9 protein-coding genes are annotated in these 11491 nt (G+C 66.6%); 1 reads left to right on the forward strand and 8 read right to left on the reverse strand.

The genetic code is table 11. From position 1 onward, the window contains the following. Positions 1-73: 73 nt before the first annotated feature. From ACFT41_RS27080 to ACFT41_RS27105, 6 genes are all read right to left on the reverse strand, one after another. Positions 74-1342, reverse strand: a complete 1269-nt coding sequence (locus tag ACFT41_RS27080) for a glycosyltransferase family 4 protein (protein ID WP_377588216.1) — start codon at positions 1340-1342, stop codon at positions 74-76. 46 nt (positions 1343-1388) lie between these two features. Beyond that, positions 1389-2192, reverse strand: coding sequence for a phytanoyl-CoA dioxygenase family protein (locus tag ACFT41_RS27085; protein WP_377588215.1), 804 nt, complete (start codon positions 2190-2192; stop codon positions 1389-1391). A gap of 200 nt (positions 2193-2392) precedes the next feature. Further along, positions 2393-3064 carry a hypothetical protein gene (locus tag ACFT41_RS27090; protein ID WP_377588214.1) on the reverse strand — a complete coding sequence of 224 codons (672 nt, stop codon included), beginning with the start codon at positions 3062-3064 and terminating at the stop codon, positions 2393-2395. A 603-nt stretch (positions 3065-3667) separates the two neighbouring features. Then, the gene (locus ACFT41_RS27095) at positions 3668-5446 is read right to left on the reverse strand and encodes an ABC transporter ATP-binding protein (RefSeq protein WP_377588213.1); all 1779 of its coding nucleotides are present in this window, start codon (positions 5444-5446) and stop codon (positions 3668-3670) included. Continuing rightward, positions 5443-7305 (reverse strand): ABC transporter ATP-binding protein, encoded by a 1863-nt coding sequence (locus ACFT41_RS27100; protein ID WP_377588212.1) that lies wholly within the window; start codon positions 7303-7305, stop codon positions 5443-5445. The genes ACFT41_RS27095 and ACFT41_RS27100 overlap by 4 nt, the downstream gene beginning before the upstream one ends. Before the next feature lie 3 nt (positions 7306-7308). Continuing rightward, positions 7309-8211, reverse strand: a complete 903-nt coding sequence (locus ACFT41_RS27105; RefSeq protein WP_377588211.1) for a hypothetical protein — start codon at positions 8209-8211, stop codon at positions 7309-7311. Between the two features lie 746 nt (positions 8212-8957). Here ACFT41_RS27105 and ACFT41_RS27110 point away from each other — a divergent pair. After that, positions 8958-9974 carry a hypothetical protein gene (locus ACFT41_RS27110; RefSeq protein ID WP_377588210.1) on the forward strand — a complete coding sequence of 339 codons (1017 nt, stop codon included), beginning with the start codon at positions 8958-8960 and terminating at the stop codon, positions 9972-9974. A 71-nt stretch (positions 9975-10045) separates the two neighbouring features. Here ACFT41_RS27110 and ACFT41_RS27115 read toward each other — a convergent pair whose 3' ends face one another. Both ACFT41_RS27115 and ACFT41_RS27120 read right to left on the reverse strand, forming a co-directional pair. Next, the gene (locus tag ACFT41_RS27115; protein WP_377588209.1) at positions 10046-10420 is read right to left on the reverse strand and encodes a reverse transcriptase domain-containing protein; all 375 of its coding nucleotides are present in this window, start codon (positions 10418-10420) and stop codon (positions 10046-10048) included. A gap of 47 nt (positions 10421-10467) precedes the next feature. Further along, entirely contained in the window at positions 10468-10806 is a 339-nt protein-coding gene (locus tag ACFT41_RS27120; RefSeq protein ID WP_377588208.1) for a hypothetical protein, read from the reverse strand. Positions 10807-11491: the final 685 nt, after the last annotated feature.

Raw genomic sequence — 11491 nt, forward strand, 5'->3', positions numbered from 1 at the left:
CGCGTTGCCATGCCTCGACCGCGCCACGTTTGGTGCACCGAACCACGCTAGAGCGCTGTGCCAACCCGAGAGGTCACCTGTCGCCTCCGGTGTCGGTCGGACGTACCGCATCCACCGCTGTCACGGCGCCCAGGTCCGCAACCGGCCGGCGGCGGGGCTCCCCTGCCGCGGCGAATGTTCCACGAGCCACCTGGTACTGCTGCAGGGTCGCCTCCGCGATACGGTCCCAGGAGTACGCCGTCCGCGCGTGGGAACCGGCTCGTTCGCCCAGGGTGCGGGCACGGTCGGGATCTGCCAGTACCCAACGGATCCATCCGGCCAACGCGATGTGGTCCTCGGGCGGGGTGAGGATCCCGGTCTCCAGGTGATCGATCTGCTCGGGGATCCCGCCGATCCGCGCCCCGATGACCACCTTGCCGACGGCCTGCGCCTCGCAGACTGCGATGGGGCAGGGATCGAACCTACTCGGCACCAACGCTATCTGCGCGTCCGCGTACAGCGTCTCCAGTCGACTCCTGGCCACGTAGCCGAGGAAGGTGACCCGGTCGCGGACGCCCAGGGACCGTGCGAGACCTTCCAGATGGGGCCGGGCCGGGCCGTCGCCCGCGACCATGAGATGGACGGGAAGATCACGCAGCAGGCTCAACGCCGCGATCGACAGGTCACAACCCTTCTGGTGGACCAGTCGTCCCACCTGGAGAAGTTCGACCTGCTGGGCTCGCGGCCCGCCGAGCGACGACGTCGAACCGTCCCGGGCGGGCTCGTGGAACTCCGTCCCGTTGGGAATGACCACGAGGTTCTCGACCACTCGGCCGACGGACGTACGGACCCCCCGCGCGAGGGACTGGCTGACCGCGATGATGACGGTGCTGCGCTCCAACCCCCACCGCTCGAGCCGTTGTTCGTAGTCGAGCATGACCCGGTCGGAGGAGTCCTCGTCGAGGTGGGTGCCGCCCGCCGAACGGTCATAGTGTTTCGTCATGACCAGCGGGAGATCCCACAGGTCGGCGACGGCACGTGCCGCCAGGACGGCTCGCGAGTCATGGCAGTGGACCAGGTCGAAGCTGGCGGGCAGTTTTCCGGCGGCCGCTGCCATGCCCACGTTGCGGTGCAACATGCTCAACGTGGCCGATGCCTCACCGGGGAAGGACAATATCTCCGAGCCGGGCGTCCCGCAGTAGTGGTCGTCACCGTCACGGACGCCCTCCGGTTTCGAACCCGCCGTGATGACCGTTACCGAGACGCCCAGCCTGCGCAGAGCCCTGGCGAGGGCTGCGGCATGAACTCCGATGCCGCTGCGGGGCCGGGGAGGGTAGTCACTACTGATCATCAGTACCCGCATGCCGTCAACCACCGGGGGAAGAGACGAAGGATCTCGAGGGGCGAAGCTAGTAATGACCCAACCTCTGGATGTCGTTCGACCGGGGATCGAGGCGCTTCCAATCCGTCACGAACGACGGGGCGAATCCCAGCGCGGTCAAAATCCGTTCGCCCCCAGACGCCTTCTGGAGTGAGCCGTGCAACAGCGCCTCGTTGATCACCAGAGCGTCCCCGGCCTTCGCCCGGACGAATTCCAGCGACGGAAAGTTCTCCCTCGTGAGAGCCGCCCTCGGGTTACCTGTCTCCGAGACCCACGCATTTGGCGAACCCGAGTCACCATCCGGAAACCAGGCAAAGTTGGCCTTGTGTGATCCTTGCAGGTAGCAGAAGGGTCCATCGTCGTCCCTCAGGACGTCGCTCAGATAGATCAGGACCTTGACGAACATACAGTAGAGTTTTCCGTCATGAAACGTGTGCATGTAGCTCATGTTTCGTCGGGCAACCCGGTCACCCCCGTAACGTAGAACCTCACCACCGCCGTTGTGGAGGTAGAAGACGCTCTGCCGGGTGCGCCTCAGCGCATAGCTCTCGATGAGCCGGTACGGCTGGTTGGTGAGCGGTGCGACCAGCGCTCGCACTGCCTCATCGGCCGCCAGCTCGGCGAAGTGGGCGCTTCTCCCCACCAGGTCTTCGACCTTCTCCTTCTCACCGTCGCCGAGTGCTGCCGTCGACGACAGACGCCGCACTTCGTCACGGCACACCTCGACAGCATCAGGGGAGAGGAACCCAGGTATCCGCAACAGCCCCATAGTGTCGAACAGGTACAGCTCGCGAGTGGACATGGTCTGCATCTGCGACGGAGGGATGAGCATAGGGCCTCCTGAGGTCATGACCTCGGTACGGTCACCCGGCATATTCGCCGCGCCGCTGGACAAGGGCCTCGTGGAACTTTCGGTATGGTCCGGCGACTCCGTACCAGCTCCGAGCGTAGGCATGGGGGAACTCCGAACGGCGATACTGGCAGGTTCATGCCAGCCCGCCAGTCTGCGCAGCTCGGCGTGGACGCAAAGGGCTAACCGGAGAAATCCACGGGCGCTGTCGCGCCCTCCTTCGGTCCACCGTCTCGACGCGTCCGGCCGAAGAGGAGGCCCTGAACAGCCGCCTGATATCCCGCCTGGAAGCGGCTTTGCGCGCCGAGACGGGTCATCCACCGCGCCACGCTCCGGCGATAGGTGCGCAGGGACATGCCGATCCTGCGCGCGGCGGCCTCGTCCTTGAAACCACTTACGAGCTGGTGCAACACCTCCCGGCTCAGCGACTCGGTCGACTCATCGTCCGGAAACTCGGCGGGCAGGGCCAAGGCATGCGCGTGCATCGACCGAAGCATGAGCCCCAGGAAGGGAAGTTCCCGGCCGGCGAGGCCGCCACTGTCATACCCGCGCTGGTTCAGGGCGGACATCAGCAGTTCTCCATCCACCACACTGAGCCGCGGCAACGATTCCGGAGTCGTGAAGACGGATGCGCCGGACCGAATGAGCCGCCGGACCTCCCCGTCGATGGTCATCCCACCAACCCGGCACTCGGCACTGACGTATGCCTTGACCCGGATCCCCGCCCGCGCCAGACGGCACCCGGCCCGAACATCCAGCGCCGGCCCCGTTCGCTTCCACTCGACGGGCAACGCCAGGAGAAGTTCGCGCCTACTGCCGGCAATGGCCCGGTAGACGACCTCGGGACCGACCATTCTCATTCCCAGCGAGCCAATGACGTCGCCAAACACGGACCGCCCACCAGACGGCGAAGGAAAAAAATCGGCAGACCCACCATCGTCACGGCGGCGACCTCTCGGAAGTGCGGAATCATTGATCAGATGACCGTCAGTGCGCACTTCTCCTCTTTTCATCCATGCCGCGACTCATCATGGACCCCATTGCGACCCCGACAACAGCGCTCAACGCGCCGAGTCGTGACTCGGCTTCATCGCCCATCACCGGCACTCAGCCAGCGGCAAGCGCTATCCCCGGCTACCCGTATAGCGGAGAGACCTTGATATACAGTGACGAGCACCGATCTTTTCATACACCGGCGCAGGATGTCCATAGTCCTTACCGGAAGGTCATTCCAAAGCTGGATGGATGCCCGTGGACGTCACGGTATGTGATTCGGAAGCCGTCTGCGGCCCGCACCGGGCGTCTCCGGCGATTACGGTGCTACGCGGGGTGGCGACGAGGGCGGGCTCGGTGCCGGTGCGGCCTGACGGAGGTTCTCACGGAGCGTTACGCCCGGACGCGGTGGACGAGTTTCCGATGTGGCAACCTCACCGGCCCCGTACCCGGCAAGCTCGGGCCTACCCATAGGCCTCCGCCTGGAGGCGGTAGAGGCTCGCGTACTCGCCCCCGGCCGCCAACAGCTCCGGATGCGTGCCCTGTTCGATGATCCTGCCGCCGGAGACGACGACGATGCGGTCGGCCATGTGAACCGTCGAGAAGCGGTGGGACACAAGCACCGTGATCGCCCCATCACCGCCGTACTCACGAGCCTGCCTGGTGAAAAGTTCGAACAGATCGTGCTCGGACTGCGCATCGAGGGCTGCGGTCGGCTCGTCCAGGACGAGGAGCAACGGACTCGTACGCATCAGCCCTCGTGCGACGGCGAGTCGCTGCCACTGCCCGTGCGACAGCTCGATCCCTCCAAAGAGCCTGCCGAGGAGGGTCTCGATGCCCTCGGGAAGTTCCTGGACGAACTGCGCGGCCCCGGCACGCCGCAGGGCACCGCTGATCGCGACGACGTCCCCGATCTTTCGCAGGTCGCCCGCGCCGACCGATTCCCGAACCGGGACCTGGAGCTTCAGGAAGTCCTGGAGCGTACCGGTGCTCGCCGCCGCCCATCCGGACGCGTCCAAGCGCGTGAGGTCGACCCCGTCGACGGTGATGGTGCCCCCGGTCGGACGACGCGCCCCCATGAGAAGCTTGATGAGGGTGCTCTTGCCCGCCCCGTTTTCACCCACGACAGCAATCGAACAACCTGCGGGAACGACGAGGTCCACCCTGTCCAGTACGCACTCCTCGGTGCCGGGATAGGCGAAGGAGACCCGATCCAGGACGATTCCCTGGGTCAACCGCGTTGGCGGCGGCAGTACCCCCGTACGGGACGCCGACGCATATCTCGTGAGCCAGAAGTGATGTTCGGCGATCCGTCCACCGGCAGCGACCTGGGTGATCGCATCGACTACCGTCTGCTGCTGGGTACGCAGTTGACCGGCGAGAGAGATGAGCAGGACGGCACCACCCGCGGTGGTCTGCCCAGACGCCATCAGGTGCCCGACGAGGATCAGGGTGAAGGCCAGGGCTCCGTAGTAGAGCGCCCAGCCGGCTGCCTCGATGCCCAGGCCGCGGAGCCGCGCCGCCCCCTCTTCGCGGGCAGCCCTCGTCCACAACTGCTGCGCGAGCCGGTTCAGCCTCGCGGCGTTCCCGCTGATCCGCACTTCCTTCGCAGGGCCGGGTCGAAGGCACAGCTCATGCAGCGCGGCCTCTTGCCGCAGCGGCTCCGCAGTCGCGTCGATCGCCTGCTGCTGGATCTTCCGGGCCCGGTTGGTCAGGACGAGAATCGGCAGAGCACATGGCGCCAGAATGGTGAGCAGCGGGTGGAGATCCGCCAGCAGCCAGACGCTCAGGCAAAGTCCGACGCCGGCGGACACGGCGTAGGCTGCAGCCCAGCCGGTGGTGGTCAGGGCAACCGTTCCGCGCCGCAGCATGGTGATCCGGTTCAGGAACTCGGCGCGCTCCAGGTGCTCGATCGTCGGAATCCGTGCCGCTGTCTCCGTGATCTCCTGTTCTATGGCCATCTGGACACGGTTGACGAGATCGTTGCGAAAGTTGAGTGCCAGCCGCTGGCCCACGACCTGCATGACGTAGGCAAGAATGCCCACCACGACTGCCTCGACGAGCCCGGCGAGCATACGGGTGCCCGCCGCATCGACCAGCCACCGTTGGGCGCTCGCGGTGGCGGCGACGAGGCCGGCTTGGAGAAGGACGAGAACCCCGACGAAGCAGGTCACCCGGGAATCCGCGCGGTAGCTGAGCCGCAGGGTGTGGAGCGCCATCCGCAGGCTTGCCGGCACGGTCACTCCGGGGATTCCCGATGCGGGTGCCGGGCCGTGAACCTCGACGCCTGGAGCGTGAAGAGCCTGGCGTACGTCCCGCCGTCAGCCATCAGGGAGTCGTGATCGCCTTCTTCGGTGATCCTCCCACCATCCAGGAGCACGATCCGGTCGGCTGCCCGGACGGTGGAGAACCGGTGTGAGATCACCACTACCGAGGCGGCCGGAATCGACCCCAGGATCCGCTGGTGGAACTCCGCTTCTGCCCTGACGTCGAGGTGCGCCGTCGGCTCGTCGAGCAGCACCACCTGTCGCCCCTTGTCGACCGCGTGGAGTACTCGTACCATCGCGAGCTTCTGCCACTGCCCGCCCGAGAGGTCGGTGCCTGAGGTTCCCGTACGCCACAGCAACGTGTCCAGGCCGCGGGGCTGGCTCGCCAGCAGAGCCGCCGCCCCGGCACGTCGAATCAGCTCGTCGAGCTCGGCGTCGTCGGTGTCCACTTCCGGAGCGGCCAGGGTGATGTTGTCGCGGAGGGTCAGCGGATAGTGGACGAAGTCCTGGAACAACGCGGTGACCCTGCGACGCCACGGCTCGGGGTCGAGGTCGCGCAGGTCGACTCCGTCCACCGTGATTCGTCCCCCCGTCGGCTCGTACAAGCCCGCGAGGAGCTTGATCAGGGTCGTCTTTCCAACCCCGTTCACCCCCACCAGGGCCAGCCGCTCTCCCGCCCGAATGGTCAGGTTGAGTCCGTTCATGACAGGACGGGGTTGGCCGGGATACTCGAAGGACACCTCCTCGAACCTGATGGTCGGGATCGTCGCCGGCGGCGGCTGTAGATTCCGCCGCGGTTCGACCTGCGCGCGCTCAAGGACGGCCAGCGCCCGCACCGGGTCCTTGCCGTACTCGATGTCGTGTGCCTCGGTGCCGAGGGCTGCGATAGCGAAGATGCCCCAGGCTGCGAGCAGACATGACGCCAACGCCCCCACGCTGATCTGACCGCCGAAGGCCGCACGGCCAGGGACCCCGAGTGCCAGACCGGCACAGACCACGGCCAGCACGGCCGCCGCCTTCTGGCTACGGAGAACTCTCCGGCGCAACTTCCAGTAATCGGCCAGCCAGGCGAGGTGGGCAGCGGCCCGGCGTTCGACCACCCACCCGGCAAGACCGAACAGCCGAATTTCTTTCGCAGCCTCGGGTCCGGCCGCCAGCTCCGCCCAATAGTCGACCTTGCGCCGCTCCGGCATCGCCGCGTCCTTGACCGACTCAAGGTGCATCCACTGCCGGACGGCGATCCACCGCGAGGTGACGGAGAGCAGGAACAGCACGGCCGCCAGGACCGGGAAGTAGGCGCCGAGCGCCACGGCCATGGCCGCTGCGGAGAGGATCCGGCCGGTCAGCGACAACTGGCCCACGGCCGCCAGACCAGCGGACCTGTCGCGCCACGCCACGCCCTGGTCCGCGGCGCGCAGCGCCACATCCTGGAAGGCAGGATCCTCCAGGTGGGCTATGCCGGGCGGCCGGGAGGCGATACGTCGAAGCTCGGCGCGCACGGCGCCGTCGACCTGCCTCGCGATCGAGGCCCGCAGGGTTGATCCGGCGATCTCCGCGAACTGCCGGACGAGCATCAGGAGGGCGACGGCGACAGCCAGCCGGACGAACTCTCCCGACCTCGAGAGCATGGCGTCGACGAGTCCGCGGGTGGCCGCGACAGTGATCGGACCGACCGCCACGACAACGACGAGCGATACGACCAGGGCACCCAGCCACCGTCGATCCGCGTTGCGTAGCAACCCGAGAAGCCTGCGCCGTTCGACGTACACCGCCCGCACACCGGACGGGTTCACATTTTCCCACAACGGCGGTGTGCGAAGGGCTGCGTCGCTCATGAATCAACCACGCGGTTCCGCGCCTTCAAGTTGCTGGAGCGCACGCAGGAACAGATCGGGGAGCCGCCGGATGTTGTCATCGACCTCCGATGACTCGATGGACGCGAAGTAGTGACACAGGACGCGGTTCTCCGCCGGCGGCAGCCTGCTCCACGGCCCCGAGCGATAGGGTTCACCGAGTGGCTGGGCCGCAGCACCAAGCCGCCCGCCCAGCACTGAATAGAACATCTGTGTGACATGGCGAGGGCGAAACAGGATCTCCCGGGGCGTCCGATCCATCATGACCTCCAGGTGGTCGAGGTCGAGGAAGCGACGACGGTGCGCGCAGACAAAACCGCAGCACATGTGCGGCACGTACGGCACGTCGGGTAGCGCCTCGGGAATCCAACGAACACCGCCCGGCAATCGTCCCGACGCGAATTGCTCCTGCGAGTACATGAAGGCCGGCTGCCGCTCGGTGGCGGCGGCCCACCGCATCACCTCCAGCGGTTCGCCGAAAAAGAGGATGTCGCTGTCCATGCCGATGACCAGTTCGGCGTCACCAAGCAAGAAGTAGTCGACGAGTTGCAGGATGCGAACATTCCTCCGCCGGACCTCCGCGAGGAGTGGATGGTCCTCGAGCATGACCTGGACCATGTCGTCGGCGTCAGACCGCCGGATGACGCGTACGTCCAAGACCTGCTCTTCCAGCAGCGACAGGTCAGCATCGGTCAACGTGCCGTCGTCGTGCACGACCGCCGCCACTCCGCGCCAGTAGCCAGCGAGTGACTTGATGGCGAACAAATACAATGGAACATGTTTGTGGGAGACCAGGGAGTGGACCTGCACCGGGGCGGCACCGTCGAGTTTGGCCGGAGGTGCCTGAAACATCCGACGGCGCAGTTCGTCAGGCGAGGAATACGGCATCAGCGTCACCTTCGCCGGAGCCGGATCTGCTGGGCCACCTGCTTTCGGTCGCGCTCGGGATCCGACCGGCGGACGGCGCGGCGGACATCGTCGACATCGATAGGGATGCGCTCGTGGCGCCCATCGGGCCTCCATCGACACCATGTCGCAAACGGTCTCATCGTCCGACGACCGTAACGTGGGAACGGCCGGCCGTCCGCTCGTCGGCCACATCCTGCCAACACGGGCTCAGCCAGCGGGGCCCCGACCGCCGAAATGATCAGCCGACGTCGATGTCAGCCGCCCGAAGGTCGGTCAACTCGGCACTTCCCCAACAGGTCCTGACTGTTCGGGCTGACCGTGTAATGTGCCGTTGCTCGTCGGACAGGCTGAGAGCTGGGAGTTCTCGGTTTGCGCTGATGATCTCCAATGCCATGTAGCGTAATTTGATCATGGGGTTGAGCTGGGATTCCCGTAGCGCGGTCGCGTCGGCGGGTGCGGGCCTTGCCGGGCGTCGAGCCTGACCCACGTCCCCCACCGCGCACAGGGCGGGCAGCCCTGCACCCGGCACCGAGCGCGGCCGCGCGGCCACCCCGAACCCACAGGCATCGACCCCTGTCGTCTTTGTCGGTCCTGGTGCCATCTGATGGCGAGTCCCCCGACGGTATTTCCGGGCACGGTCGCAACTCTTCCACTATGTCAATCAACCGACCCGGCATCGAAACACGCCGGGTTCGGCGTCCCCCGTCGATGGGAGAAAACCTGTCATGGGCAAGGTAGGGAAGCGTGTCCGCCGCTCGACGCTGGCCGTACTCACGGGCGCGGCGCTGGCCGGCCTGCTGGCGGTCACCGCAGCCGCCGCGGCACCGCAGGAGAAGGCCGCCGCGGCGGCCCGCACCGACGTCTACATCAAGGACGTCACCGCCGACACCGGCGTCCAACCACACTCGTACAGCCCGCTGTGGGCCAGCCCCGACATCAAGGTCTGCCCAACCGCAGTGGAATGTGCCGTCAGTCAGAACCCGATCGTCGGCGTCACCAACTACCTCTTCGTGAAGTTGCGCAACGCCGGCCCGTACGGCTCGGGCATCGACAACGGAGTGCTGCGGATCTACCGAACGACCCCGGGCGGCGGCGCCACTTGGCCGACGCACTGGACCCAGATCGGTGCGGCCAGCGTGACCGTCTATCCGGGCGTCACCACGGTGACGATCCCGTGGACCGGGGTGCCCGGACCGGGCCACTTCTGCCTGTTGGCGCGCTGGGTGTCGCCGACCGACCCGATGACCTTCGAGGGCCCGAGCAACAGCGTCAACACCCTGCACAACAACAACATCGCCTGGCGCAACGTCAACTCGGTCCAGCTCACGCCGGGCGGGCCGCGGGTCATCCGGCCGTTCGCCATCGGCAACGTGACCACCGTGGAGACCAAGAACGACCTGGTGTTCACCCAGCCGGCAGAGCCGGTGCGGGGTGCCCGGGTCTTCGTCGACCTCGGCCCGACCCTGTTCGAGCGCTGGCAGGCCACCGGCAAGGTCGGTACGGGAGTACGCCAAGTCGGCCAGACCGAGTTGGAGATCGTGGAACCGGGGAAGGCCAGCATCAGCGGGCTGGTCTTGAAGCCCGGTGAGCGTCTCGAGTTCTCACTGGCCTTCTCGGCCGAAGCCGCCCTCGCCAAGGGGGCCGCGCTCAATGTGACCCAGTTCGGGCCGGACGCCGACGGCACTGCGCGCGCCGACCTCGGCGGGGTGCAGTACCTGCTGGAGAGCGAGCAGCGGGGGTAGCGCGAGTCGTCGCCACCCCGGGTGAGGCGCGGTCCGGATGGCCCGCGCCCCACCTTCGTCGGTCCGGCCGGCTATCCCCTCGACCACACCCGGTCGAGGCGGTGCAGGTAGACGTTGCAGAGCAACGGGGAAATCACCCCGCCCTGCGGGGTGCCGGTCACTTCCCGACGGACCAGACCCTGTTCCATCACTCCTGCGCGCAGCATCACCCGCAGCAGCTTCAACAGCGCCTGGTCGCAGACGCGTTCCTCAACCGCGTGCATCAACTCCTGATGCGGTATCGCCGAAAAGCAGTTGGCGATGTCCGTCTCGACCACCCACCGCCTACCCCGCGCGGACTCCTCGATGAGCACCTGCAGGGCATCGTGCGCCGAACGTTTCGGACGGAACCCGAAACTGCACGGCAGCATGTCCGCTTCGAAGACCGGCTCGAGCACGATCTTCACCGCGGCCTGCACGATCCGGTCACGAACCGAGGGATCGACAGCGGCCTCTACCCGCTGCTGCCGGACTTGGGGATGAACACCCGTCGCGCCGGCAACGGCCGATAGCTGCCGTCCCTGAGCTCGCGCACCAGGTCCTCCAGCAGCCGGCCAACGCCGTCCTGCTCGACCTGGTCAAGGCTGGTCTTGTCGATGCCCGGAGCGCCGTCGTTACGACGCACCGCGACCCACGCCCGCCACAAGACGTCCCTGCGCAGGACTTTGTCTCGCAGCGCGTGGAACCGACGTCCGGGATCGGCCTTGGCCGCCCGGTAAAGCGCACGCTGCAAGGCACGGACCGGATCAAGGATCGATCCACCAGCGGCGGGACTAGCCGAAACGGCACTCACCGGGCCCCTCCTCAACACCACACGCATCGACGAAGCAGCGGCCCTTCCCTCACCGGCGGTTGTGTTGTCCGTCCGGCTCGATCGGTACTACGACCGCCTCCGACGCCCTCCCGGCCGGCCGTTCACTTCCCGGGATCATCGGTTATAGAACGCCGCGCTTCCGGTGACATACGCACAGGTCACCGGGCCGGGGAGGGCCTCCCCAGTTCCCGCCGCCACTATCTGAACGTTCCGCGCCCCATACGCCGGGGAGTCCTTCACAGCTGCAATCCAGGAGCTACACCGCTTCCATGTCCTTCACCCCGATTTCGAAGGGCTCGGCACTCCCCTGTGCCACCCTCACGGGCAGCTGAGTAACGACGCCGCAGGCTTCGCTTCACGCTACGGACCGCTCAGTCGCTCCCCAACAGGGCTTTCGACACTGGGCTTCGACCCGACCCGTTTCCAGACCGAGCCGCCAGTCTGCTACCGGGCCTCCTGGCAGCTACCCGGACCGGACTTCCACCGGCAAGCGACGACGAGCTTACGAACGAAGATCAACCACCTACACGATCAACCTCCACTCTGCTGGGCGCACGGAAAAGGCTCAATGAGCCATTCCGCGCAATGTTCTGATCACACGTGGTGATCATGTGGTGCGGTCGTGTTCGGTGTGGAGCAGGACGAGTGCGGCGGCCACGATCTT

The sequence above is a fragment of the Micromonospora sp. NPDC057141 genome, assembly GCF_042670805.1.
In the GTDB taxonomy this organism is placed as follows: Bacteria; Actinomycetota; Actinomycetes; order Mycobacteriales; family Micromonosporaceae; genus Micromonospora.

Excerpts from the sequence above, each read along its gene's own strand:
- ACFT41_RS27080 (WP_377588216.1), bottom strand. The coding sequence starts at position 1,342 with ATGCGGGTACTGATGATCAGTAGTGACTACCCTCCCCGGCCCCGCAGC.
- ACFT41_RS27085 (WP_377588215.1), bottom strand. The coding sequence starts at position 2,192 with ATGCTCATCCCTCCGTCGCAGATGCAGACCATGTCCACTCGCGAGCTG.
- ACFT41_RS27090 (WP_377588214.1), bottom strand. The coding sequence starts at position 3,064 with ATGGTCGGTCCCGAGGTCGTCTACCGGGCCATTGCCGGCAGTAGGCGC.
- ACFT41_RS27100 (WP_377588212.1), bottom strand. The coding sequence starts at position 7,305 with ATGAGCGACGCAGCCCTTCGCACACCGCCGTTGTGGGAAAATGTGAAC.
- ACFT41_RS27105 (WP_377588211.1), bottom strand. The coding sequence starts at position 8,211 with ATGCCGTATTCCTCGCCTGACGAACTGCGCCGTCGGATGTTTCAGGCA.
- ACFT41_RS27110 (WP_377588210.1), top strand. The coding sequence starts at position 8,958 with ATGGGCAAGGTAGGGAAGCGTGTCCGCCGCTCGACGCTGGCCGTACTC.